Origin of the sequence: Desulfotignum balticum DSM 7044 (assembly GCF_000421285.1) — a bacterium.
GTDB classification, from domain to species: Bacteria; Desulfobacterota; Desulfobacteria; order Desulfobacterales; family Desulfobacteraceae; genus Desulfotignum; species Desulfotignum balticum.
Genome location: NZ_ATWO01000001.1, coordinates 731,324 through 756,009, shown reverse-complemented (window position 1 = coordinate 756,009; position 24,686 = coordinate 731,324). Strand labels below are relative to the sequence as shown.

Sequence of the window (24,686 nt, the reverse complement as noted above, 5' to 3'; positions counted from 1 at the left end):
CGTTTATGCGACTCTTACTGATTATTCTGGCCCAGTTTCTGTCCGGTTCCATCTGGTTTGCCGCCAATGCCGCGTTTTTTGACCAGCAGTTTTTACTGTCTGCCGTGCAGGCGGGATTTATTGCCGGCACCTTGAGCTTTGCATTCCTGAATCTGTCGGATCGGTTTCCTCCGGTAAGGGTATTTTTCGTCTGTGCACTGGCAGGTGCCATGTTCAATCTGGGAGGTGCCCTGCTTCCCCCTTCCCGGGGAATTCTGCTGGCTTCCCGGTTTTTATGCGGCATCTCTCTGGCCGGTATCTATCCCGTGGGCATGAAAATTGCGGCATCCTGGTATCCCGACACCCTGGGACGGGCTTTGGGTTTTCTGGTGGGGGCCCTGGTTTTAGCGTCCGGGTTTCCCTATCTGATCAAAGCGGTTCACTGGCAGGGAGACCCGGGAATGATCCTGTGGATAACCAGTGTGTCATGCCTGGCCGGCGGACTGATTCAGGTTTTTTTTGTGGGGGACGGGCCGTTTCTGCCCAAGGGATCTCCTTTTGACCCCAAAGTGATCCGTTACCTGTTTGTGAATCCTTATTTTAAAGCGTCGGCTTTAGGCTATTTCGACCATATGTGGGAGCTGTACGCGGTCTGGGCAACCATACCGATTCTGTTTTATGCCATAATTCCAGATCAGGCGGACATGTGGGCGTTTATTTTTTTTGGGGCCGGGTTCATGGGATGTGCTGCCGGGGGCATGCTTTCCCTGAAATGGGGCAGCCGGCGGGTGGCCGGCACGGCCCTGATCATATCCGCGCTATGCTGCTTGATGTCACCGGCTTTTCTTTATTTGCCCCGCCCAGTGGCTCTGGGCGTGATTCTGTTATGGGGTATGGCTGTGGTGGCGGATTCTCCCCAGTTTTCCTCTTTAAACACCCGGTTTGCCCCGGCCGGATATGTGGGCTCCGCGTTAACACTGGTCAATTGCATCGGATTTGTCATCACCATTTTTTCCATTGAACTGGTGACGTTCTGGATCCGGCACTGGGGAATCGACACGGCATTTCTCTGCCTGACACCCGGCCCTGTGATGGGATGGATCTGGCTGAACAAAAAAATCCCGGGTTGAGTTTTCATGCAAAATTGCGTATGACCATTTAAAAACCAAATCCAAGGAGGATTGTATGCCAGCTGACGTTTTTTTCATGGATCTGACTGCCACATCCCGGGAAAACCTGCCCGGAAAACTGGGCCGGCTCTTAAAAAAAGCCGGAATAAAAAATATTTTAGGCAAAAATGATCACACGGCGGTCAAACTTCATTTTGGTGAGCAGGGCAATACCGCCTATATCCGGCCGGTCTTTATCCGGAAAATCATTGAAACCATCCGAACGACGGGTGCACAGCCGTTCCTGACCGATGCCAACACCCTGTACGTAGGCACCCGGTCCAATGCCGTGTCCCATATCAAAACCGCCATTGAGAACGGTTTTTCCTATTCGTCCATGGACAACGCGCCCATCATCATTGCCGACGGCCTGCTGGGCAAAAGTGAAACCCCGGTGCCTGTGAAACTGAAAAACTGCGAACAGGTGTATATCGGGTCCGAAATCATGCAGGCAGGAGCCCTGATTTCCGTGGCCCATTTCAAAGGCCATGAACTGAGCGGATTCGGCGGCACCATCAAAAACATCGGTATGGGATCAGCTTCGCGCCGAGGAAAACTGGACCAGCACTCCAATGTGTCGCCTAAAATCAAGCGCAAAACCTGTATCGGATGCGGGGAATGCGCGGCCCACTGCCCGGGGGAAGCGATTTTTCTGGAAGACAAGAAAGCCTATATCACAAAAGAAAAATGCATCGGATGTGCGGAATGCATTGTCCGGTGTCCCACGGGGTCCATTAACATCAACTGGAACCAGACTATTCCGGTGTTCATGGAAAAAATGGTGGAATATACCTATGGAATCGTGAAAAACAAGCCCGGTAAATGCCTGTTCATCAATTTCATCACGGACATCGCCCCCAAATGCGACTGCCTGTCCTATACGGAATCCCCCATTGTCAACAATATCGGGGTGGTGGCATCCCTGGATCCCGTGGCCATTGACCAGGCCAGCGTGGATCTGGTGAATCAGCAGCCGGGCCTGCCCCATACTGAGTTAAAGACCTGCCTGGCCCCGGGGGAAGACAAATTCCGGGGCTTGTATCCGGATGTGGACTGGTCCCATCAGCTGGCTTATGCGGAAAAGATCGGACTGGGGACCCGGGATTACAAGCTGGTGAAGCTGAAAACCCTGGCGTATAAGAAATCATGAGGTAATGACCGATCTGCAGACATTTCCAGGTTTGGCAGCAGTGTTTCCTGAAACTTTGAGAATGCCATAGCATTTAATCAGTTATCTTATATTTTTCTTTGAGGATTTTGCGTTCATTTTCCGGAAGAGACTGCATATATTTTTTCCAGCCAGGGCACCAGTTTGTATGCCACCGCCATAACCGCCCGAGCAGGGATGCCGGGTTGTCATCATATTTTTTGCGGAACCGGCAGGTACTGCAATTGGATTGTGCCATTTACGTTCTCCTTGTCTTCAGATAAACACACCGGCCGATCAACTCTTTAAAACAGTTATCCTCCATCAATCTCATATGCCCCGTTGATCTGAAGTGCTGCTTTTAGTGCCTGTTCCAGAAGTTCCAGTTTTTTAAGAGACAATTTGCCGATAAAGTGTATTAACAGGGATTTTGGTATGCTGATCAGCTCATCGCAATGAATGGCGCTGTCGTGTTTAAGGCCTTCGTCAATGCCGACAGGCACCTGAGTTGAAAGGCCGTCATAAGAAGTGTAAACAGGGGCACAGATCACTGTCGAGAACCTGGATTCAATCAGAATCTGACGGCTTACCACAACAAAAGATCGATATTTTTTTGGATCCCGGGATGAAGGACGTCTGATTCTGTATAGATCACCCCGTCTCATATAGGGACCTGATAACCCAGCACATCCTCCGCCTCATGATTGAGCGCATCTGCATGTTTATTGATAATTTCAAGGTCACGCAGCTCTGCCTCTTTTTTTTCAAGATGCTCAATAAAAACACGGGCCGCTGTTTCTATAAAATCCGACCGGCTTCTGTAGGCTCCCATATGCGCATCAATGGCCCGCAATATGTCCTGGGATAATGTAATGGATGTCTTGGTTTTCATACCACTTTTATACCGCCACATATACCCTGGTGTCAATTGAAAATAATGCCCCCCCATGCACGACAGTAGCCCCCGATGGGGGTGCCTTGCTGACGGACTGTCGGAGCCACCTTGTGGATTCCTGGCCGGCAGTAAGGTGCTCCCATCGGGGGCGGCATCCATGCTCACCTGACGTTATTTTCTTTTACTCACGATCCAATGGCAGATATTTTATCCCATACTGGATAATCATCTCCATGTCTGGCATAATGCCGGGGTTGCTGTCAAACCCGATAAAAGGAACTGCCCGATGGATATGCCGGATACCACCTTGCTGCCGTATGTGATGAACCTGCTGTATATTCTGACAGGTGTGGCTCTGATCTATGTGACCGCCACGTTGTTTCTGACCTGGCTGGTGCAGCAGATTCCCAGAAACCCGGTCACGGATCCGCCCCGGTGGGGAACGGTTACCGACATCCGGATACCGGCCATTGACGGCGGATATCTGGAGGTATGGCGCATCGACCCCAAAGGTCCGTCCCGGGGCATTGTGGTGTTTGCCCATGGCTGGGGTAGAAACCGGGACCGGATGGTGAAACGGGCAAAAATCTTTGCCCAGTGGGGATTTACCACCGTGATCCACAGCGCCCGGGACCATGGCAATTCCAGTTCCAGACAATGCATGAACGCGGTGCGGTTTGCCCAAGATATTGAATCGGTCATCCAATGGGTAAATGAACCCGTGCTTCTGTACGGCCATTCCGCCGGATCCGCCGGTGCCATCATTGCTGCGGCCCGGCATCCGTCCATGGTGCGGCTGCTGTTTCTGGAAGCTTCCTATGCCCATACAAAAGAGGCCCTGTTAAGCCTGTACCGCTGGTTCAACCCGGTCTTCGGCCGGCTGTTCGGCCCCATGATCGTGCTGTGGATGCGCATTCTGTACCGGGGCGCCACTGAAACCTACAGCCCGGCCCGGGTGGCACGGCGCATCCGCATGCCGGTCATGCTCATTCACGGGGAAAAAGACCGGCGGTTTCCCTTATCCTTTGCCATGACACTTAAACACAGTTTTGTTCATGAAAAGGTAGCCTGCTATATTGCCAAAAACGCCGGCCACAGCGATGCCAGCAAAACAAAAGAATACGGCCCGACGGTCAAATCTTTCATTAATCGCTATCTGGTTGATAAAGGTTGACTGATATCCATTAAATCGCGTATTATCCTCTGCTGTATATAATTTATTAACCACCTGACATTTAAAATTATTAAACTTTAAAAAAGGAGTGACCCGGGATGAAAAAGTGGACCCTGTTACTGCTGATCTGTTCCATTGCGATGCTGGGCTTTTCAGCAAATACTGTTGGTGCGGAAGACAAAAAAATCAAAGCCGGATTTATCTATGTGGGGCCGGTGGGAGATTACGGCTTTTCCCATGCCCATGATCTGGGCCGGAAATTTGCCGAAGAAAAACTGGACTGGCTGGAAACCGTGTATGTGGAATCCGTGTCAGAAGCGGACAGTGACCGGATCATTGACCGCCTGGTCCAGCAGCAGAAATGTGATGTGGTGTTCACAAACAGCTTCGGGTTTATGGATTCCACCGTCAAGGCTGGAGAACGCTATCCGGACAAGATTTTCATGCATTGTTCCGGGTTCAAGCGCTCCGATAACGTGGGCACCTATTTCGGGGATCTTTACCAGATGTACTACCTGAACGGAATCATGGCCGGCGCGTTGACCCAAACCAACAAAATCGGGTATGTGGCGGCATTTCCCATTCCTGAACTGATCCGGCACATCGATGCCTATGCCTTAGGGATTAAAGCAGTCAACCCGGAAGCCAAAGTTCATGTCAAATGGATCTATGCCTGGTATGGGCCGGACAAAGCCAGAGAAGCGGCCGAGTCCCTGATTGCCGAAGGATGTGATACCCTGGCGTTTACCGAAGACACCCCTGCCGTCATTGAAGTGGGCCAGGAACACACGGAAAAAGGCAAACAGATTTATACCTTCAGCCACTATTCCGCCATGCAGCCTTATGGCGAGGATTCCGTGGTATCCGGCCAGTTCATGAACTGGGGCGGTATGTATGTCAAAATCCTGGAAGATATCCAGTCCGGCAACTGGACCAATGAAGATATCTGGTGGCTGGCAAAGGAAGGCGCTGCCATTTTGGGGGGCAATGAAACCGATCCCATCAACCCCAAATTTGTGGATGATCTGAAACAGGCCATGGTCCAGACCGAAGAATTCGGTGAGATTTCCGCGTATGATCTGGTGATGACACGCTATGACCAGATGAAACAGGGTGTGGATGTATTTGACCCGTTTGTCGGTCCCATCTCCGACAACAAAGGCAATCTTCAGATTCCGTCAGGAGAACGCGCCTCCAAAGACGATCTGTTGAGCATCATGTATTATGTGGACAATGTAGAAGGCACCATCCCCCAATAATTCCAATCTTAAGGCCGGCCGGGCTTGCAAATTCCGGCCGGCCTTACCCGCATTCTTATGAAAAAAATACAGCGCCTTGAAATGGATGGCATCAGCAAATCCTTTCACGGCATATCTGCCAACAAAGACATTCACCTGTCTGTGGCATCCGGAGAGATTCTGGGTCTGTTAGGAGAAAACGGCGCCGGCAAGACCACGCTGATGAATATCCTTTACGGGCTTTACCAGCCGGATGCGGGGCAGATCAGAATCAACGGGCTGCCTGTGCAGCTCACCACGCCGCTGGACTCGATTCTCCACGGTATCGGCATGGTTCACCAGCATTTCATGCTCATTCAGAATCACTCGGTCATTGAAAACATTGCCCTGGCATATAAAGATACCCCGTTTTTTTTCCCGAAAATCAAACTTCGGGAAAAAATAAAGCAGTTTTCCCGGCAATTTGATTTCACCATTGATCTGAATAAAAAAATCTGGCAGCTGTCCGCCGGAGAACAGCAGCGCGTGGAAATCATCAAAGCGCTCCTCAACGGCGCGGATCTGCTGATTTTAGACGAACCGACTTCCGTGTTGACGCCCAGGGAAATTGAAGAACTGATCGCCATCTTGCGGCGCATGAAACAAGACGGTCATTGTGTAATTTTCATTTCCCACAAACTGGACGAAATCATGACCATCTGCGACCGGGTCACCGTGCTTCAAAAGGGCCGGATCGTGGGCGGGGCAGACACCCTAAAAACCGATAAAAAAACCCTGGCCCGGATGATGGTCGGGCGGGATGTGGTTTTTAACATCAACAGAGAAACCCTGGTCCGGGGCAACCCCGTGCTGCACGCAGACCAGATTCATGTGACCGGAGACATGGGGCTGCCGGCGGTGAAAGGCATCAGTTTTGATCTATATGAAAATGAAATTTTCGGCATTGCCGGTGTGGCCGGAAACGGGCAGCGGGAACTGGCGGAAGCCATCACAGGTATCCGAAAAATCGACAAAGGGCAGGTGAGTATCAACGGCAAAAATATCACCAACCTGTCTCCGCGCAAAATATATGATCACGGGATTTCCCATGTTCCTGAAGAACGCATCCGGTTCGGCATTGCCCCGGGTCTGTTCCTTTATGACAATGCCATCTTGAAACAGCATCACTTAAAAAAATTCTCCCGGGGACATTTTCTCAGATACCAATATATCAAGGATCACACCCGGAATCTTGTGACGGCATTCAACGTGTCCACCCCTTCCATTAACAGTCAGATCAGAAACCTGTCCGGCGGCAATATTCAGAAACTGATTCTGGGGCGGGAAATCAGTGAACAGCCCCAGCTGCTGGTGGCGTCCCACCCCACTTACGGCCTGGATGTGGGGGCCACGGAATTTTTACGCCAGCATCTGCTCAGACTGCGCAGCCAGGGCAGCAGCATTCTGCTGTTTTCCGAAGATCTGGAAGAGATTTTTGAGCTTTGCGACCGGATCGGTGTGCTTTTTGCCGGTGAATTCATGGGCATTTTTGATTCCCATGATGATCGTCTGTGTGATATCGGCCTGATGATGGCCGGATCCAAACGGTTCTGATTTTTAATTTTAATAGAGTGGTCCCATGATACATATCACATCCACAGACAGATACCGGATCACCCGCTGGCGGGTCGTGATGACCAATATCTTATCTTTGGCCGCAGGACTTGGGGTCATCAGCATTATTTTCATGATAGCCGGGGTCAATCCTTTGTTCGCCATTTCAGAAATTTTCCAGGGATCGTTCGGTTCTGTCTACGGGTTCAAGGAAACCGTTACCAAAGCCATCCCCTTGATACTCATCGGCGCCGGCCTGACCCTGGCCTTCCGGGCCAAGTTCTGGAATATCGGGGCTGAAGGCCAGTTGCTCATGGGGGCGATCTTTGCCACCTGGACCGGTCTGACCTTTGGAGACACCCTGCCTGCCTGGGGCATTATTCCGCTGATGTTTGCCGCCGGTTTTCTGGGTGGTGCGCTGTGGGGCATCATTCCGGCCATTTTAAAAATCAAATATGCCATCAACGAAGTGATCTCCACGCTGATGCTCAATTATATCTGTGCCCACATCCTGACCATGCTCATCGTCGGCCCCTGGAAAGGGGGCACCCGGTTCGGATTTCCCGGCACGGATTCCCTGCCGGAAGCAGCGATCCTCAGTGTGATTCCCGGATCCCGGATCCACTATGTCACACTGATTCTGGCCCTGGCCTGTGCCGCCATTCTGACCATGATCATTTACTGGACCCGGTTCGGATATGAAGCCCGGGTGGTGGGGGAAAATCCGGAAGCCGGCAAATATGCGGGCATCGATTTTCTGAAAACCACCCTGATCCTCATGGCCATTTCCGGCGGACTGGCCGGCATGGCCGGTGTGGGGGAAGTCGCCGGCATTCATCAATACTTAGGGTATCCGGATTCCATGTCATCGGGATATGGATTCACCGCCATTATCGTGGCATGGCTGGCCAAACTCAACCCATTGTATACCGTCTTATCCGGCCTGTTTTTTGCGGGAATTCTGGTGGGGGGGGATGCCATCCAGATTTCTTTGGGACTGCCCGCCGCCACCGTGGACATCGTCAACGGCACCCTGTTGATCTTTCTGATCATGGGCGATTATTTTCTGAACCATAAAATTTCCATCACATTTTCAACCCGATAGGAATCCCGACCATGGAAGAGATCATCATATCAACACTTCAGCGCACCCTGGTGGCGGGCACACCGCTGCTTTTAGCCACCACCGGGGAAATCATCTGTGAACGAAGCGGGATCCTCAACCTGGGCGTGGAAGGTGTCATGGCCTTAGGAGCCGTCACCGCCTTCATTGTCACCATGACCACGGGGTCCCCCTGGCTGGGGGTGCTGGCGGCACTGGTCGCGGGCATGGTCATTTCCATCATCCATGCCGTGGCATCGGTGACCCTTCAGGCCAACCAGGTGGTGTCGGGCCTGGCGTTGACCATGCTGGGACTGGGCCTGTCCGGCATGGTGGGAAAACCCTATGTGGGCAAACCGCTGACCATCAAAATGGAAAATATCACCATCCCCGTTCTGTCGGATATTCCTTTCATCGGCAAGGCCGTGTTCAGTCAGAGTCCGTTTTTTTTCCTGGCCATTGCATTGGCCTTAGGTGCCTGGTTTCTGCTGGAAAGAACCCGGCTGGGCATCCAGATCCGGTCCACGGGAGAAAATCCCAAAGCCACGGAAACCCAGGGCGTGAACGTATTTTTAATCCGATATCTGTCCGTGATCATCGGCGGCGGTTTTTCAGCGCTGGCCGGGGCCCATTTGTCCATTTCCTATTCCAAATCCTGGATCGAAGGCATGACCGCAGGAAGGGGCTGGATTGCCATTGCCCTGACCATTTTCGCGTTGTGGAACCCGGGCCGGGCCATCTGGGCCGCATTTCTGTTTGGTGGGATTTTCGTGGTCCAGTATCTGATGCAGCCTTTGGGGATATCGCCGAATTTTTTAGCCATGCTGCCTTATATCGCCACATTGTTGATTCTTTTGCTCATCAGCCTGAAAGACCCCAGAAAACTCAATGCCCCTGCCATGCTTTCCACGCCGTATAAAAGAGGCGAGCGCTGATATTTATTTTGATTTTTGGTTTTTTATGATAATTATCATATATAATCCTTCAACCAGAAATCAGGTACCCTGTTTTTATGAAACGCATCAGTGCAATAACAGCCATTTTTTTTATGGTGATGACTTTTTTACCCGCACCGGCAACTGCCATCTCCATACCGGATGAATTGGAACTGGCGGATGAATTCATGGAGATGATTCACCGGCAGCAGGTCATTTTAGATGATCCTGCGGCCAATCATCTGATCAATGAAATCGGGCGGCATATATTGGCACAGCTGCCGCCCCAGCCTTTTAATTTTTCTTTTTTTCTCATCAATGACGGCACATTCAATGCCTTTGCCAGCCCCGGAGCGAACATCTTTGTGCACCGGGGATTGATCACGGCCCTTTCCAGCACGGATGAACTGGCCGGAATTCTGGCCCATGAAATCGCCCATGCCGTCAGCCGGCATGTGTCCCAATCCATTGACCGGTCCAAACTGGTGAATATGGGCACCCTGGCCGGGGTGGTGGCCGGCATTATCGTGGGCTCGGCCGGCGGCGGCGGAGAAGCGGCCCAGGCCCTGACCATGGGATCCATGGCCGCCGGATATTCATCCATGCTCACCTATACCCGGGAAAATGAAACCGAAGCCGACCAGAAAGCCTTTACAATGCTTCAGCAAACCTGCTTTTCTCCAAAAGGATTGCTGGACAGTCTCAATGAACTGAGGGCAACGGATTACATAGGCATGGAAGGTATTCCGGATTATTTCAAAACCCATCCCGGCACGGGTTCACGCATCGCCCATCTGTCCGCGCTGCTCTCGGATTACACCCATGCCCCCCCGGCAAAGAATACCTCCCCTGTCACCTATAACTACGATATGGTCAAATACCGGATCATCGGGTTGTACGAACCCGTTGCCGACAGTATTAAAACCATTGAATCCCGAATTTCCCAGGATGCTTCCAACCCGGCACTGTATTATGGGCTGGGCCTGTTGTATGCCAGGGAAAACCGGCGGGATCAAGCCATTGTCCAGCTGCAGAAAGCCCTTTCGTTCAATCTCATGGACCCGCTGATTCTTCTGGATTTAGGGCGCATCTACGCCCTTGATGGCCAGTATGACAAAGCCATGAATATCCTGCCGGGAATCCAGTCCGATCCGGTTCTGGGAACTTGGGCCCGGTACTATCTGGCCGTGGCCCAGCTGGAATCCGGGGATGTGCCGTCAGCCCAACAGAACCTAACCCGGGTCATCGAGACATCCCCGAAATCTTTTCCCAGGGCCTATTATCACCTGGGTGCCATCATGTCCAAAAAAAACAGGATTGCCCTGTCCCACTATTATTTGGGGATCTATTATGATCTGGTGCAGGATTCAAAAAATGCGACCCGCCATCTGAAACGGGCGATAGACCAGGGATTGGATGATCCGGATACAAAGACCGATGCAGAAGACCGCTTAAAACGGATCTCCTCCGGCAAACGCCCGTCCTGACAACCTCATCACACCCGGTCGAACCGGTCGAATTTCATGCTGAATGTTCCCCGGCCCTGGGTGGCGGAACGCAGGGCTGTGGAATACCCGAACATTTTGGCCAAAGGCACCACAGCATGGATGATCTGGATATTGGCTTTCGGGGCAATGGATTCCACTTTCCCCCCCCGGGAATTGAGATCGGCAATGGCGTCTCCCATATAGGTGTCCGGTACAAACACCTCCACCTGCATGATCGGTTCCAGAAGCGCCAGGGATGCACTTTCCAACGCCTCTTTGCAGGCCATGGACCCACACACTGAAAATCCCAGTTCCGTGGATTTGCCTTCCTCAAACGCCCCGCCCAGCAGAACGATTTCCACATCCACCAGCGGATATCCCTTGAGATACCCGCCTTCCAGGCTTTCCCGGATACCTTGTTCAATACCGGGCACAAATTGAGGCGGAATCTGGGTTTCAGGGGCCTTGTTCCTGAAAAGAACGCCGGTTCCCCGGTCCTGGGGTTTGAGCTGAATTCGGACCTTGGCGTAATGGGATTTGCCGGAAATCTCCCGGTCAAACACGGCCTCACCCGTGGCCGGCGCTGTGACCACCTCCCGGTACACCACCTGGGGATTGCCCACATTCACCTGGGTGTTGAACTCCTTGCGCATCCTTGAAATAATGATCTCCAGATGCAGTTCTCCCATACCCGACAGAATCGTCTGGCCCGTTTCTTCATCTTTGGACACCTTGAGTGTCGGATCCTCGATGGTGAATTTTTCAAGGACCATGTCCAGTTTTTCCTGATCCGCATGGGTTTTCGGTTCGATGGCAATGGAAATCACCGGATCTTCGTATTTCATTTTTTCAAGAAACACGGGGTGATCCACCGAGCACAAGGTATCACCGGTTCCGGAATCCTTCAATCCCACAATGCCCACGATATCCCCGGCAGAAGCTTCTTTGAGACGTTCCCGCTTGTTGGCGTGCATCAGCAGGATCCGGGACAATTTTTCCTTTTTCTTGAGCACGGGGTTGTACACGTCCGACCCGGCTTCGATTTTCCCTGAATAAATTCTGGCAAAAGACAGTTTCCGGCCTTCGATCATGGAAACCTTAAAAATCAACGCAGCCAGGGGACCGTTTTTTTCCGGGGGAAAATCAAGGGGATCACCGGTTTCAGGATGGATGCCCCGCACCGGGGGCACATCCAGGGGACTGGGAAGAAAATGCGCGATGGCATTGAGCAGCGGCTGAATGCCTTTGTTTTTCAAGGCACTGCCGCACAGCACAGGCACCAGTTTGTGGTTGATGGTGGCTTTCCGGACGGCAGCGATCAGATCGGCCCGGGTAATTTCCTCTTCTCCCAGGTATTTTTCCATGATGGCATCATCTTCTTCGGAAACCGACTCCAAAAGTTTTTCTCTGTATTCCATGGCCAGGTCCGCATATTCTGAAGGGATCTCATCCACCACATATGTGGCGCCCAGGCTTTCATCATCCCAACGGATCTGTTTCATGTCGATGAGGTCGATCACCCCGTCAAACTGATCTTCCGCGCCCATGGGAACCTGAAGCAGCACGGGATGGGCCCCCAGTTTTTCCTTGATGGATGCCACAGCCCCGAAAAAATCCGCGCCCGTGCGGTCCATTTTATTGATAAACGCCATTCTGGGAACCCGGTACCGGTCCGCCTGGCGCCACACGGTCTCCGACTGGGGCTCCACACCGCCCACGGCACAGAACACACCAATGGCGCCGTCCAGCACCCGCAGGGCCCGTTCCACTTCCACGGTGAAATCCACATGCCCCGGCGTATCGATGATCTGGATAGTGGACTGCTCCCACTGGCAGGTGGTCACGGCCGAGGAAATGGTGATCCCCCGTTCCTGTTCATCCTGCATCCAGTCCATGACCGCTTCGCCATCGTGGACTTCACCGATCTTGTGGGATTTTCCGGTATAATACAGGATCCGTTCCGTCACAGTGGTCTTGCCCGCATCGATGTGGGCCATGATGCCAATATTTCTGATCTTTGATAGGGTCTTTTTCTGCGTCATTGTTATATATCGATATCTTTGAATAATTGTGAAATTGTGCCGGCAACGGCGGTAAATCAAATGGTATTTGATACAGTATTGCCCGGGCACTGTCAAGAAAATAGCTTGCAAAAACCGGGATGGTTTAATAAAATTAACCTTCTTAACCAAACCAAACAATCTTGGATATCCCGGAACCATTAGAAACCATAATTTAAAATTTTTATAGTTAAGGATATGACCCGGATGTTTCCCGGATTTGAAAAAATTGTGGAAGAAAGAATCAAAACCGCCCAGAAAAAAGGCGCGTTTGATAATCTGGAGGGCAAAGGCAAACCCTTTGTTCTGGAGCCGGCCCATCCGGCGTCAGATGATTGCCGTCTGGCCTATAAAATGTTGAAAAATGCGGGGTATCTGCCCCCTGAAATTGAATTGAAGAAAAAAATCACCCAGGCTGAACTGCTGCTTGAAGCAACGGATGCCGCATCAGCCCGGCACCGGGAGATCACAAAAAAACTCAATTACCTGTTAACCAAACTTGATTTTCTCCGGGGCGGCATATCGCCGCTGATCACAGACAAATACCAGGAAAATATTATCAGAAAGTTATCATGAAGTTAAATAAAACCGACAAAGAAGGGGTGTTTAAAAATATATTCATCGCCTACTTTATTTTGCTGTTCCATGTGGTACTGCTGGCAGGCATTGCCGTCTTTGTGGTCCTGATCAAGGGATTTTTTGAGTATCTGCCCTGGATCATGGCAGGTGCTGGCCTGCTGGTGGCCCTTTGCGTATGGCTTGTGATCCGCCAGATGCGTAAAAATTCCGCACAGATTCAAGATATTTTATCCAATGAGCAGTTGACGCATCGAAATGTGGAAATCAGTTTCATGGGTGGTCTGGCATCTTTTAAAGTCAAATCCAATGCGGAAGACACCCGCCGTCTTTTGACGTATCCTGAGCCGGACAATCTTTCTCCGGATACCCGTTTGATTGAAACGGACACGGACAAGGCAGAACGCAAAATGAATCAACTGAATGCATTGTACGAAAAAGACCTGATCACCAAAGAGGAATTTGATCAAGCAAGACAATCCATTATCCAGGGATAAGGAAACGCGTATGAAAAAAATAAAACTCGCCCTGCTGGCCGGCGGCATCTCTTCGGAACGCTCCGTGTCGTTGAACAGCGGCAACCAGGTATTTGAAGCACTGGACAAGGATAAATATGACATTCTGCGGTATGATCCTAAAACCGATCTCAAACAGCTGGTCATGGATGCCCCTGACATCGATGCGGCCCTGATCATTCTCCACGGCCCGTTCGGAGAAGACGGCACGGTCCAGGGCCTGCTGGATCTGCTGGATATCCCCTACCAGGGGGCCGGGGTTCTGGGATCGGCCGTGGCCATGAACAAACTGCTGTCCAAGCGCCTGTATCAGACAGGGGGTATTCCCACCCCGGATTTTTGCTCCCTGACCGCCAATGATGCCGCGGACATTCCCCAACTGATCCGGGACTTAGGCCTGCCCCTGGTGGTGAAGCCCACCTGTGCCGGATCCAGCGTGGGCATGACCATTGTCAAAAAAGAAGCGGACATGGACCGGGCCATTCAGGAAGGATTTGCCCATGACGACACCCTGATTGTCGAAGCCTATGTCAAAGGCCTGGAGCTGACCTGCGGGGTCCTGGGCAATGACGATCCGACCGCCCTGCCCGTGATTGAAATCATTCCCGGCCAGGGCCATGAATATTTTGATTTCAACGCCAAATATGTGGCCGGCGAGACCGAAGAGATCTGTCCGGCCCGCATTGATGCCGATCTCACCCGCCGGGTCCAGGAACTGGCGGTCCGATCCCACCAGGCCCTTTTTCTCAAAGGCTATTCCCGCACCGACATGATGCTTGCCGGCAATGACCTGTTTGTCCTGGAAACCAACACCATCCCCGGTATGACCGCAACCAGCCTGTATCCCCAGTCAGCGGCCGAAGCCGGATATTCGTTTTCCCGACTGCTGGACACACTGATTCAACTGGCCATGGAAGAACACAAAAATAAAACCAAAAGGAGAGGTCAATGAAAATACTTGTCATAGGCGGCGGCGGCCGCGAACACACCCTGGTATGGAAAATCAGCCAGAGCCCCGTGGTTGAAAAAATTTTTTGCGCCCCCGGCAATGCCGGCACCCGGGATCTGGCGGAACCGGTCCCCATTGATGCCGAAGATATCCAGGCCCTGGCTGAGTTTGCCGAAAAAAATGAGATCGATCTGACCGTGGTGGGACCGGAAGGCCCCCTGGTGAAAGGAATTGCCGATGCGTTCGAGACAAAAGGCCTGGCCGTGTTCGGTCCCAGCAAAGCCGCAGCACAGCTGGAAGGCAGCAAAGTGTTTTCTAAAAACCACATGAACAAGTACAACATCCCCTGTGCCAGAGGAAAGGCGTTCACCGACCCTGCCAAGGCCAGGGCCTATGCCCGGTTTATAGGCGCCCCCTGCGTGGTCAAGGCCGACGGCCTGGCTGCCGGTAAAGGGGTGATCATCTGTGACACCCTGGAACAGGCGGATCAGGCCATCGAAGAGATGATCCTGGAAAACCGGTTCGGAGATGCCGGTGCCACCGTGGTGGTGGAAGAGTGTCTAAAAGGTGAGGAAGCCTCGTTTATCGCGCTGACCGACGGCAAAACCGTGCTGCCGCTGCCCGAATCCCAGGACCACAAACGGGCACTGGACAATGACGAAGGCCCCAACACCGGCGGCATGGGGGCATATTCTCCGGCCCCGGTCCTGGATCACATGCTGCGCACCAAAGCCATGAAAGAGGTGATGATTCCGGCGGTCCAGGGCATGGCAAAGGAAGGCACTCCGTTCAAGGGTGTGCTCTATGCCGGACTGATGGTGGACAAGGACAAGATCAAGGTCCTGGAATTCAACACCCGGCTGGGAGATCCGGAAACCCAGCCCATTCTCATGCGCCTGAAAAACGATCTGGTGCCGCTGATGGAAGCCTGCTGCAACGGGACCCTGCACCAGCATGCCGTGGAAATCGACCCCCGGGCCGCTGTATGCGTGGTGGTGTCTGCGGGCGGATATCCGGGAGCTTACAAAAAAGGCCATGCCATATCCGGCCTGGATGCGGCCAATGAGATCAAAGACACCATGGTGTTTCATGCCGGCACGACCATGGACGGCGATTCAGTGGTCACCTCAGGCGGCCGGGTTTTAGGGGTCACCAGCTTAGGTGATACGGTTCAGCAGGCCATTGATACGGCCTATACTGCCTGTGAAAAAATTTCTTTTACCGGGCATTTTTATCGCAAAGATATTGGTGCCAAAGCCGTGAAACGATTGTCCATCCCCCCCAAAGTCGGGGTGATCATGGGATCGGATTCCGATTTCAATGTCATGGAAAAAGCCCTGGTCATTTTAAAGCAGTTTGATATTCCCTATTACGTGACCGTGGCTTCGGCCCACCGAACCCCGGACCAGGCAGCCCGGCTGGCATCCCAAGCAAAAGAAGACGGGGTCCAGGTCCTGATCTGCGGGGCTGGACATGCGGCCCATCTGGCCGGTGTGATCGCGGCCCACACCACCTTGCCCGTGCTGGGAGTGCCCATTGATTCCTCGGCCCTCCAGGGGCTGGACGCATTGCTGGCCACCGTGCAGATGCCACCGGGCATTCCCGTGTCCACCATGGCCATCGGCAAGTCCGGGGCCCACAATGCCGGCATTTTCGCGGCCCAGATCATCGGCCTGTCCGACCCGACCGTGGCAAAAAAACTGGTGGCATTCAAAAAAGACATGGCTGCCAAAGTACAGAAAAAGGCCGCATCCTTTGCCTGAAACATCCACGCCGAGGCCTGAAGCCCGGCTGAAAAAACCGCTGCGGGTGATCCGGATCGATCCGGATCACCCGGCACCCCAAACCATTCACCAGGCTGCGGCATTGATCCAAAACCAGGGCGTGGTGGTTTTTCCCACCCAGGGCCTGTATGGTCTGGCAGCAGATGCCCGGGATTCTCTGGCCATCAAAAAAATATTTCACATCAAGCACCGGCCTGAAACCAATCCCCTGTTGATCCTGATCCACAGTCCCATGGATCTGGAAGAACTGGTGACCCATATTCCGGATGCGGCCCACAGGCTGATGCAGGCCTTCTGGCCCGGGGGCCTGACCCTGATTTTCAAGGCCGCACCCCGTGTCAGTGATCTGCTCACGGCCGGTACCGGCAAAATCGGGGTCCGGATCCCGTCTCATCCCGTGGCCCGGGCTCTGGTCAAAGCCGCGGGACGTCCCATCACCGGCACCAGTGCCAACCGGTCCGGTGCCCCCGGGTGCAGCCAGATCAAAGACCTGTCCCAGGACCTGATCCGGGCTGCGGATCTGGTCCTGAATGCCGGCCCCTTAAAAGGCGGCACCGGCTCCACCATCCTGGATGTCACCTGTGATCCTCCCTGGGTAATCAGGCAGGGGAGGATTCCCTTTGATTCGATCCGGCAGGTACTGGGGCCCTGAAATTTCTCCGGTTAGCCCGGCACGGGGTTGAAAATTGATTGACAAACCAGGTTTTTTTCATTATTTAAGTATTTTCGTGCCGGAGTGGTGGAATTGGTAGACGCAGAGGACTCAAAATCCTCCGCCCGCAAGGGTGTGCGAGTTCAAGTCTCGCCTCCGGCACCACAATAAAATCAAGGCTTTCAGGATTTCACTGGAAGTCTTTTTCGTTGTATCGATGAGAATCATATTGACAATTCTTTCCGGTTTGATTTAACAATTATTTTTATATTCGAAAATTTAGTTTTACATCGATCTGCCAACCAATAAATTAAAAATCCCGAGCAGTTCCAGTGAAAAAAAAACAAAACAAACCCTCCCGTTTCTCAACGCCTGAATTACATACCCACCCCATCGAGAACGATTGGAAAAACAGTGAGGATGGTTATGGTTACCGGATACTTTTTGAACAGACCGGAGAGGCCCTGTTTGTGGCTCAGGACGGAATCATCATTATCCACAATCCCAAGAGCACGGAATTGTTTGGTTATTTAAGCGAAGAATTCCATGCAAAACCGTTTGTCGAGTTCATTCATGAAGATGACCGTCAAATGGTCATGGATTATTATCTGCAACGCCTTAAAGGAGAGAATCCGCCGGCGCGTTATTCCTTTCGTATCATTCATCAAACCGGTCGTATTTTGTGGGTGAGAATCAATGCAGTAATGATCCAGTGGAACACACGGCCGGCTGTTTTGTTCTTCATGCGCGATATCACCGAATGCAGACAGGCTGAGCAGGCATTGAAGCAAAGTAAAGACCGGTTGTCCCGGGTGCTGTTGTGTGCCAATGACGGGTGGTGGGAATGGGACCTCAAAAACGATGCCACATATTATTCCAAACGCTGGTGGGAGATGCTGGGGTATGCCAAGAATGAATTGCTCTCTGAATCCGATTTATGGCGCCGCCTGATGCATCCGGACGACAGATTCAGAGCAAGACGGTTCCTGAACAGGACACTGGCTTCAAACTTGAACCGATACGAAATAGAAATCCGGCTTCGCCACAAAGACGGACACTTTATCCCCGTGCTTTCAAAAGCCTATATTTTCAGGGATGCAGAAAGAAATATCATCAGAATTTCTGGTATCAACATTGATCTTTCGGAACGCAAACAGACAGAAGCCCGGCTGCATCTTCAAACCCTTTTGTTCAATCAGGTCCAGGACCGGATCGCCATCACAGATCTTGAGGGTATCATCACATATGTCAACGATGCCCAGGCTCAGGCTTTGGGATATTCCCGGGAGGAACTGATCGGCGTCCCCATCACCCGATTCGACAAAGGTCTGGCCCAGGGCATCACAAGGCGGGAGATGATAACAAAAACACTGGCGCACGGGAGATGGCGAAGTGAAATTTTCAGACGGACTGCCAATGATCAGGTCGTAATTCTGGACTGCCGCACCCAGATTGTACTGGATGAAAATGGCAACAAGGCTGCTTTGGCTTTCATCTCCACGGACATCACCGATCAAAAAAAATCCGAGCAAATGAAAGACGAACTCCAGATTCAACTCAACCAGGCCCAGAAGATGGAATCCGTGGGCCGGCTGTCCGGCGGGGTGGCCCATGATTTCAACAACATGCTGGGCGTGATTTTAGGGTATGTGGATTTAGCCCTAATGAAAGCCGGGGATCGTCATGATGGGAATCGTGAACTGGAAGAAATTCAAACCGCTGCCAAGCGGTCCGTGGATCTTATCAAACAATTGCTGACCTTTGCCAGTAAACAGATCATTGATCCCAAACCGTTGAATTTGAACCCTGCCATCGAGAAAATGCTGAATATACTTCGACGGCTGATCGGTGAAAATATCGATCTGATCTGGAAACCGGCAAAATTTCCATGCCCGGTTAAAATCGATCCAACCCAGATCGACCAGGTTCTGGCAAACCTGTGCGTGAACGCCAGGGATGCCATTGCCGGGGTTGGCACAATTTCCATTGAAACCGGCAGACAATCTTTTGATGAAGATTACTGCCGCGAAAACTCTGACTGTACGCCCGGCGAGTTTGTCCTGCTGTCGGTCAGAGACAATGGATGCGGCATCGATCAAGACCACCTGGATCATCTGTTTGAACCTTTTTTCACCACCAAGGAAGTGGGAAAAGGCACAGGGCTGGGTCTTGCCACCGTTTACGGTGTTGTGAAGCAAAACAACGGATTTATCAATGTTTACAGCGAACCCGGCTGGGGCACGACGTTCAACATCTATCTGCCCCTTCTTAAGGCAGATGAGGATGTTACCGCCGAAAAAACCGGGAAAAAACCATCCTTTGGCGGCACTGAAACCATTCTGGTGGTGGAGGATGAACCCGCTATTTTAAGAATGATTCGTATGATGCTCAAACAGAAAGGGTATTCAGTGATATCTGCGGCCACGCCAACGCAAGCCCTGGAAAAGATGGAAACTCATGCCGGCGCCATTGATCTGCTCCTGACAGACGTGATCATGCCGGAAATGAATGGTCTGGACCTGTCCAGACAGATCATTGTTGAATGCCCTCCTGCCCTGAAGCTACCCATCCCTTGTTTTCGCTTTCAGCAGATCGCATTCCGGGTGGTATGTTTTGCCTTGTACAGATTGTCATCCGCCCGTTTCAACAATTGATCGCCATCTTCACCGGGTTCATATTCAGCCACACCCCCGCTGATGGTAATGGTTGTTTCAGGCAGAAACTCAAAGGACTGAACATCTTTTCTCAATGCGTCCGCCAGATGCCATGCGCCCTTTCGGTCTGTTTCCGGACAGAGAATGAGAAATTCTTCACCGCCCCAGCGTCCCGGAATATCGGAAGAACGAATCCGATGTTTGATGAGTACTGCCAGTTTTTTAAGAACGTTATCTCCGGCCTGGTGCCCGAAACGATCATTGACAGGCTTGAAATGATCGATATCGATGATCACCAGTGAAAGCGGCCGGTGATACCGGTTGGACCGTTCGATTTCTTTGGCAAACGCCATATCCAGTTTATGGCGGTTGTACAAATCCGTCAAAGGATCGGTAATGGACAGTTTCTCAAGGGCTTTGTTTTTTTCTTCCAGCAGGTCATAGGCGTTGGATATCTCCCGGTTGTATTGATGGGTTTTTTTCAGCCAGACGACGGCGGCAATCAATATCATGCCCGAAGCAATCAAAATCTGCCACACCAGGGTGTAGTCCACTTTTTCTTCCAGACTGATGGAAATCCATTGATCCACCGCCCGTCTGCGTTCTTCTTCGGGAATACTTTGTGTAGCGATATTGATCACCGCTGCCAGCGCTTCATTACCGGAACGTACCGCCGCACTGACGGGCAGCGTTTCTTCCAGTTTCCCTGAAATTTTAATATTATAAAGATTGTTGTTTTTAATGGCATACGCAATAGAAGGAACCGTTCCCAGAAAAGCAAAACTTTTTTTGTTCTGGACCTGTTTCAACCCCTGTTTTGCCGAATCAACCTCAACAAAAACAAGGGACGGGTATTTTTTCTTAAAGTTTGTGAAGATACTGCCCCGGTTCGCAAGGCAGATACGTTTTCCTGAAAGATGTTCAATATCGCCCACAAAAAACTCGTCGCTGCGGGTGGCAATCACTAAAGGCAGCGCCAGATAAGGCGGGGTATAAATCAATTTAGAGTCAAACCCGGTGCCGGGAACGATCGCGGGGATGACATCTGTTTTTCCCTGCACCAACGATTCCACAATCGATTCATAACTGCCGGAACGCTGTTCAATCATGGGAATGTCATGCATATCAGATATCATTTCAAACAATTGCGCGCTGATACCGGCATGGCGGTTGTCTTTATCCATGAAATCAACCGGATACCAGTTTTTGTGGAACCCGAGTCTCACCCCCCCGTATTTTTGGACATGGGCAGTGATAAACTCCCGGTCTCCTATCATGAGTGTTTCCTGCATATCCTCTGGCGTCGCACCGATCCAGCGATCCTGCAGCCGCCTGTATTCAGAAAAGGGAATCCGGTTCATGGCATCTTGCAGCAATGCATGAACCTGTTTTTTTTCTTTTCTGACACCGATGCGCAAGTCCTCATCTTCAATCTCCGGAATATCGATTTTCCCGGCCAGTTCAATGTTTTCCAGCACATGCTGTTTGATCATAAAATTACCGATATTGATATTGCTGACCACGGCATCGATCTCACGGAAAGACAGTTTTTTCATCAGATCACTGGTGTCATCGACTTCAACGATCTGAATGTCTGGATATAATTCCAGGTATTGTTTGTAATAAATATCACTTTCAATACCGACGCGCCGGCCTTGCAGCGATTTGACCCCGTGGTAGTCAAAACTGTTCTCCCGGATGTAAACGACGGTGGGGATCAGGTAATACGGGGTTGTGAACCGGGCGTACGATTCCCTCTCAAGGGTATGGGATATGGCCGTAATGGCATCGACATCCCCGTTTTTGAATTTTGACAGGTTTTCTTCCCATTTCCCGGGAACCAGGGTGATTGTCATCCCCGTTTCCCGGGACAACAGATCCAGGTAGTCTATGGTGAACCCCACAACCTTTCCCCTGACTGAAAAAGAAAACGGCGGAAAATTGTTCAAAACAGCGATGGAAACGGTTTCATCTGAAACAGAATGTAAGGACAAAGATTGCGCAGCCCCCGCCGGAAAGGCAACCATCCACCCGCATACCGCCATAAAAACACAGACGATATATTTTTTCCCCCAATTTTGAATCAACCCGATTTATCCTCCCAGGCACAAAAAACGATCCATGGATGCCGCCCCCCCCTTCCGGCGGCCGCAAAACAGGTCCACTCCCCTTAATGAACTTTTCCTGTATACCACAAATCAATTGATTTACAACCTTTTTCAGGCACAGGATTTCCGTGGGCTTGGCATGTTTTGACTTTTCCACAATCCGGTTGTGTGATATGAAGCAAACGGATAAAACAATCTAATGTTGCAATGGGTATTTATATTTTTCAGCAGATATTGTAGTATTCGAAAATTTGAACAAAAAAAGGATCCACGTGCAGCACAAAGCCAAGGTAAGGAGGAAGACAGAATGGAAGATCGGTTGAGTGAGATACTTTTACCTTATAAAGGAAAACGGGATGCGCTCATCCCGATTCTACAGAAAGTACAGGCAGAACTGGGTTATCTGCCGGATGAAGCCATGCTTGAAATCGCCAGAGTGACCGGCCTCCCGGAAAGCCGGGTGTTTGCAGTGGCATCTTTTTATGCCCAGTTCCGTTTCACCCCCAGGGGCAAACATTCTTTTATGGTATGCCGGGGAACGGCCTGCCATGTCCGGGGGGCGGAAAAGATTCTGGAAGAAACAGAAAGGGCTTTGGGTATTGTTGAAGGAGAAACCACTGAAGATCAGGAATATACCCTGGAAACCGTGGCCTGTATCGGCTGCTGCGCCTTAGCGCCCTGTGTGATGATCGATGAAGATGTGGAAGCCAAGCTGACCCCTAAAATGGTTTCGGAAATAATCGACAGGAGGAAAGCAAAATGACGTTTGCTGAAATACAGGAACAGGCCGGAAAAGAATGGGATGAGCTGATAAACGGGCAGAAGCCTCAAATCGCCATTGGTACTGCCACCTGCGGCAGATCCGCCGGTGCCATGGCCGTGGTCAAGGCATTTGAAGATGGACTGGCCGAAAAAAAAGTGGATGCCAGCATTCGTGAAGTCGGGTGTATCGGCCCCTGTTATGCCGAGCCCCTGGTGAACATTGACAAACCCGGCAAACCCACCATCTGTTTTAAAAATGTCAATCCCGACATGGTGACTGAAATCATCGATGCCTATCTTTTAGGCGATGATCCGCTGCCCCAGTATACACTGGGCACATTGGGACAGGGCGAAATCAAAGGCGTGACAAAAATTCTGGACACCCCTTCTTTCAAACCCCAGGAACGCCGGGTATTCCGCAACTGCGGGATTATCGATCCCACCAATATCAATCATTACATTGCCAACCAGGGATATGAAGGGCTTCACAAAGCCCTGACCGCCATGACCCAGCAGGAAGTGGTGGATGTCATGAAAGCATCCGGCCTGCGGGGCCGGGGCGGCGGCGGATTTCCCGCCGGCCGGAAATGGGAAGCCGGACTGGCCGCCAAAGGCACGCCCAAATATGTGGTATGTAACGCAGATGAAGGTGACCCGGGCGCGTTCATGGACCGGGCCGTGATCGAAGGAGACCCGCATTCGGTTCTGGAGGGAATGGCCATCGCCGGGTACACCATTGGCGCGGAAACCGGATATATCTATGTGCGGGCGGAATATCCCCTGGCCATCAGACGTCTGGAACGGGCCATTGCCCAGGCCCATGAAAAGGGATTTCTGGGGAAAAATATTTTGGGAACCGACTTCAACTTTGAAATCAAAATCTTTCCCGGTGCCGGCGCGTTTGTCTGCGGTGAATCCACAGCCCTCACCCTGTCCATCGAAGGCAAACGGGGCATGCCCCGGGTGGCCCCCCGGCCGAGAACCACGGAAATCGGCCTTTATGACAAACCCACATTGCTCAACAACGTGAAAACCTTTTCATCGTCTCCCATGATCATCACCAAAGGCGCGGAATGGTTTGCCAGCGTGGGCACTGAAAAAAGCACGGGAACAGCCATTTTTGCTCTGACCGGCAAGGTGAACAACTGCGGGCTCATTGAAGTGCCCATGGGAATCACCCTCAGGGAAATCATTTATGACATCGGCGGCGGCATCTCGGACGGCGGCACGTTCAAGGCCGTCCAGACCGGCGGGCCTTCAGGCGGTTGTCTGCCGGCATCTTTGCTGGACACCCCCATTGATTACGACTCCCTGGACGAAGCAGGCTCGATTATGGGTTCCGGCGGCATGGTGGTCATGGATGAAAAAACCTGTATGGTGGATGTGGCCCGGTATTTCCTGGATTTCACGGTCATTGAATCCTGCGGCCAGTGTGTGCCCTGCCGGCTGGGAACCAAAGAACTTTTGGAAGTGCTCAAGGAAATCTGTGCCGGAAAGGGCCGAAAAGAAGACCTGGATCTGCTGTATGAACTGAGCCTGGCCATTCATGCCGGTTCCATCTGCGGTCTGGGACAAACCGCTGCGAACCCGGTGCTCACCACCCTGCGGTATTTCAAGGAAGAATATGAAGCCCATATTTTTGAAAAGCGGTGTCCGGCCAAAGTATGCAAGTCATTGATCTCCTTTGTCATCCGGGAAGACAAATGCGTGGGATGCGGCATCTGCGCCAGATCCTGCCCGGTAAGTGCCATTTCCGGCGAAAAGAAAAAGGTCCATGTCATTGACCAGTCCGTCTGCGTCCAGTGCGGGGTGTGCCAGGAAAAATGTCCGACCAAATTCAGCGCCGTGGACTGCGTGTCTCCCAAAATTAAAACATCGACACCTGAAAAAATGGAAACGACCTGATC

Annotated in this window: 21 protein-coding genes and 1 tRNA gene; 17 read left to right on the top strand and 5 right to left on the bottom strand. The window is 51.7% G+C overall.

The features are described from left to right. The first annotated feature begins 5 nt into the window (after nt 1-5). Both K365_RS0103990 and K365_RS0103985 read left to right on the top strand, forming a co-directional pair. The gene (locus K365_RS0103990) at nt 6-1,109 is read left to right on the top strand and encodes an MFS transporter (protein ID WP_024333624.1); all 1,104 of its coding nucleotides are present in this window, start codon (nt 6-8) and stop codon (nt 1,107-1,109) included. A gap of 55 nt (nt 1,110-1,164) precedes the next feature. Next, nucleotides 1,165-2,298: a DUF362 domain-containing protein gene (locus tag K365_RS0103985; RefSeq protein ID WP_024333623.1), complete on the top strand. Its 1,134-nt coding sequence runs from the start codon at nt 1,165-1,167 to the stop codon at nt 2,296-2,298. A 73-nt stretch (nt 2,299-2,371) separates the two neighbouring features. Here the strand turns inward: K365_RS0103985 and K365_RS0103980 are convergent, their stop codons facing one another. From K365_RS0103980 to K365_RS27840, 3 genes are read right to left on the bottom strand one after another with little or no spacing between them, the layout of a single operon-like run. After that, a complete protein-coding gene (locus K365_RS0103980) occupies nt 2,372-2,554 on the bottom strand; it encodes a hypothetical protein (RefSeq protein WP_024333622.1) in 183 nt (60 codons plus the stop codon). A gap of 55 nt (nt 2,555-2,609) precedes the next feature. Continuing rightward, complete coding sequence (locus K365_RS0103975) at nt 2,610-2,960, bottom strand: type II toxin-antitoxin system PemK/MazF family toxin (protein ID WP_024333621.1); 351 nt, start codon at nt 2,958-2,960, stop codon at nt 2,610-2,612. Then, on the bottom strand, nt 2,957-3,349 hold the full coding sequence (locus K365_RS27840) for a ribbon-helix-helix domain-containing protein (protein WP_156887681.1): 393 nt from the start codon (nt 3,347-3,349) through the stop codon (nt 2,957-2,959). The genes K365_RS0103975 and K365_RS27840 overlap by 4 nt, the downstream gene beginning before the upstream one ends. Nucleotides 3,350-3,476: 127 nt before the next feature. On the opposite strand from K365_RS27840, the gene K365_RS0103965 reads away from it, so the two are divergent. The 6 genes from K365_RS0103965 (at nt 3,477) to K365_RS0103940 (ending at nt 10,719) form a co-directional block, all read left to right on the top strand. Then, on the top strand, nt 3,477-4,364 hold the full coding sequence (locus K365_RS0103965; RefSeq protein ID WP_024333619.1) for an alpha/beta hydrolase: 888 nt from the start codon (nt 3,477-3,479) through the stop codon (nt 4,362-4,364). Nucleotides 4,365-4,462: 98 nt separating this feature from the next. Then, nucleotides 4,463-5,623, top strand: a complete 1,161-nt coding sequence (locus tag K365_RS0103960; RefSeq protein WP_024333618.1) for a BMP family ABC transporter substrate-binding protein — start codon at nt 4,463-4,465, stop codon at nt 5,621-5,623. A gap of 57 nt (nt 5,624-5,680) precedes the next feature. After that, nucleotides 5,681-7,195 carry an ABC transporter ATP-binding protein gene (locus tag K365_RS0103955; RefSeq protein WP_024333617.1) on the top strand — a complete coding sequence of 505 codons (1,515 nt, stop codon included), beginning with the start codon at nt 5,681-5,683 and terminating at the stop codon, nt 7,193-7,195. A gap of 25 nt (nt 7,196-7,220) precedes the next feature. After that, on the top strand, nt 7,221-8,300 hold the full coding sequence (locus tag K365_RS0103950; protein WP_024333616.1) for an ABC transporter permease: 1,080 nt from the start codon (nt 7,221-7,223) through the stop codon (nt 8,298-8,300). A gap of 11 nt (nt 8,301-8,311) precedes the next feature. Further along, nucleotides 8,312-9,232, top strand: a complete 921-nt coding sequence (locus K365_RS0103945) for an ABC transporter permease (protein ID WP_024333615.1) — start codon at nt 8,312-8,314, stop codon at nt 9,230-9,232. A 77-nt stretch (nt 9,233-9,309) separates the two neighbouring features. Further along, nucleotides 9,310-10,719 (top strand): M48 family metallopeptidase, encoded by a 1,410-nt coding sequence (locus tag K365_RS0103940; protein WP_024333614.1) that lies wholly within the window; start codon nt 9,310-9,312, stop codon nt 10,717-10,719. 8 nt (nt 10,720-10,727) lie between these two features. Here the strand turns inward: K365_RS0103940 and fusA are convergent, their stop codons facing one another. After that, nucleotides 10,728-12,761 (bottom strand): elongation factor G, encoded by a 2,034-nt coding sequence (gene fusA / locus K365_RS0103935; RefSeq protein WP_024333613.1) that lies wholly within the window; start codon nt 12,759-12,761, stop codon nt 10,728-10,730. Nucleotides 12,762-12,986: 225 nt separating this feature from the next. On the opposite strand from fusA, the gene K365_RS0103930 reads away from it, so the two are divergent. From K365_RS0103930 to K365_RS26335, 7 genes are all read left to right on the top strand, one after another. Then, the gene (locus K365_RS0103930) at nt 12,987-13,355 is read left to right on the top strand and encodes a DnaJ family domain-containing protein (protein WP_024333612.1); all 369 of its coding nucleotides are present in this window, start codon (nt 12,987-12,989) and stop codon (nt 13,353-13,355) included. Beyond that, nucleotides 13,352-13,852, top strand: coding sequence for a hypothetical protein (locus K365_RS0103925; RefSeq protein WP_024333611.1), 501 nt, complete (start codon nt 13,352-13,354; stop codon nt 13,850-13,852). Before K365_RS0103930 ends, K365_RS0103925 begins: the two co-directional genes overlap by 4 nt. Nucleotides 13,853-13,862: 10 nt before the next feature. Then, on the top strand, nt 13,863-14,822 hold the full coding sequence (locus K365_RS0103920; protein ID WP_024333610.1) for a D-alanine--D-alanine ligase family protein: 960 nt from the start codon (nt 13,863-13,865) through the stop codon (nt 14,820-14,822). Continuing rightward, a complete protein-coding gene (gene purD / locus K365_RS0103915; protein ID WP_024333609.1) occupies nt 14,819-16,582 on the top strand; it encodes a phosphoribosylamine--glycine ligase in 1,764 nt (587 codons plus the stop codon). Before K365_RS0103920 ends, purD begins: the two co-directional genes overlap by 4 nt. Beyond that, a complete protein-coding gene (locus K365_RS0103910; RefSeq protein WP_051147811.1) occupies nt 16,575-17,255 on the top strand; it encodes an L-threonylcarbamoyladenylate synthase in 681 nt (226 codons plus the stop codon). Before purD ends, K365_RS0103910 begins: the two co-directional genes overlap by 8 nt. 78 nt (nt 17,256-17,333) lie before the next feature. Further along, a tRNA-Leu gene (locus tag K365_RS0103905) sits at nt 17,334-17,420 on the top strand. Nucleotides 17,421-17,587: 167 nt separating this feature from the next. After that, a complete protein-coding gene (locus K365_RS26335; protein WP_024333607.1) occupies nt 17,588-19,909 on the top strand; it encodes a PAS domain-containing hybrid sensor histidine kinase/response regulator in 2,322 nt (773 codons plus the stop codon). Here K365_RS26335 and K365_RS0103895 read toward each other — a convergent pair. After that, entirely contained in the window at nt 19,840-21,936 is a 2,097-nt protein-coding gene (locus K365_RS0103895; RefSeq protein ID WP_281167761.1) for a transporter substrate-binding domain-containing diguanylate cyclase, read from the bottom strand. The genes K365_RS26335 and K365_RS0103895 overlap by 70 nt on opposite strands. A 388-nt stretch (nt 21,937-22,324) precedes the next feature. Here K365_RS0103895 and nuoE point away from each other — a divergent pair, with 388 nt between their 5' ends. Both nuoE and K365_RS0103875 read left to right on the top strand, forming a co-directional pair. Next, a complete protein-coding gene (nuoE, locus tag K365_RS0103880; protein ID WP_024333604.1) occupies nt 22,325-22,780 on the top strand; it encodes an NADH-quinone oxidoreductase subunit NuoE in 456 nt (151 codons plus the stop codon). Beyond that, nucleotides 22,777-24,684 carry an NADH-ubiquinone oxidoreductase-F iron-sulfur binding region domain-containing protein gene (locus K365_RS0103875; RefSeq protein WP_024333603.1) on the top strand — a complete coding sequence of 636 codons (1,908 nt, stop codon included), beginning with the start codon at nt 22,777-22,779 and terminating at the stop codon, nt 24,682-24,684. The genes nuoE and K365_RS0103875 overlap by 4 nt, the downstream gene beginning before the upstream one ends. The last annotated feature ends 2 nt before the right edge of the window (nt 24,685-24,686 follow it).

Excerpts from the sequence above, each read along its gene's own strand:
- K365_RS0103895 (WP_281167761.1), bottom strand. The coding sequence starts at position 21,936 with ATGGTTGCCTTTCCGGCGGGGGCTGCGCAATCTTTGTCCTTACATTCT.
- K365_RS0103960 (WP_024333618.1), top strand. The coding sequence starts at position 4,463 with ATGAAAAAGTGGACCCTGTTACTGCTGATCTGTTCCATTGCGATGCTG.
- K365_RS0103940 (WP_024333614.1), top strand. The coding sequence starts at position 9,310 with ATGAAACGCATCAGTGCAATAACAGCCATTTTTTTTATGGTGATGACT.
- K365_RS0103955 (WP_024333617.1), top strand. The coding sequence starts at position 5,681 with ATGAAAAAAATACAGCGCCTTGAAATGGATGGCATCAGCAAATCCTTT.
- K365_RS0103930 (WP_024333612.1), top strand. The coding sequence starts at position 12,987 with ATGTTTCCCGGATTTGAAAAAATTGTGGAAGAAAGAATCAAAACCGCC.
- K365_RS0103990 (WP_024333624.1), top strand. The coding sequence starts at position 6 with ATGCGACTCTTACTGATTATTCTGGCCCAGTTTCTGTCCGGTTCCATC.
- fusA (WP_024333613.1), bottom strand. The coding sequence starts at position 12,761 with ATGACGCAGAAAAAGACCCTATCAAAGATCAGAAATATTGGCATCATG.
- K365_RS27840 (WP_156887681.1), bottom strand. The coding sequence starts at position 3,349 with ATGGATGCCGCCCCCGATGGGAGCACCTTACTGCCGGCCAGGAATCCA.
- K365_RS0103985 (WP_024333623.1), top strand. The coding sequence starts at position 1,165 with ATGCCAGCTGACGTTTTTTTCATGGATCTGACTGCCACATCCCGGGAA.
- K365_RS0103950 (WP_024333616.1), top strand. The coding sequence starts at position 7,221 with ATGATACATATCACATCCACAGACAGATACCGGATCACCCGCTGGCGG.
- K365_RS0103945 (WP_024333615.1), top strand. The coding sequence starts at position 8,312 with ATGGAAGAGATCATCATATCAACACTTCAGCGCACCCTGGTGGCGGGC.
- K365_RS0103920 (WP_024333610.1), top strand. The coding sequence starts at position 13,863 with ATGAAAAAAATAAAACTCGCCCTGCTGGCCGGCGGCATCTCTTCGGAA.
- purD (WP_024333609.1), top strand. The coding sequence starts at position 14,819 with ATGAAAATACTTGTCATAGGCGGCGGCGGCCGCGAACACACCCTGGTA.
- K365_RS0103965 (WP_024333619.1), top strand. The coding sequence starts at position 3,477 with ATGGATATGCCGGATACCACCTTGCTGCCGTATGTGATGAACCTGCTG.
- K365_RS0103975 (WP_024333621.1), bottom strand. The coding sequence starts at position 2,960 with ATGAGACGGGGTGATCTATACAGAATCAGACGTCCTTCATCCCGGGAT.
- nuoE (WP_024333604.1), top strand. The coding sequence starts at position 22,325 with ATGGAAGATCGGTTGAGTGAGATACTTTTACCTTATAAAGGAAAACGG.
- K365_RS0103875 (WP_024333603.1), top strand. The coding sequence starts at position 22,777 with ATGACGTTTGCTGAAATACAGGAACAGGCCGGAAAAGAATGGGATGAG.
- K365_RS0103980 (WP_024333622.1), bottom strand. The coding sequence starts at position 2,554 with ATGGCACAATCCAATTGCAGTACCTGCCGGTTCCGCAAAAAATATGAT.
- K365_RS0103925 (WP_024333611.1), top strand. The coding sequence starts at position 13,352 with ATGAAGTTAAATAAAACCGACAAAGAAGGGGTGTTTAAAAATATATTC.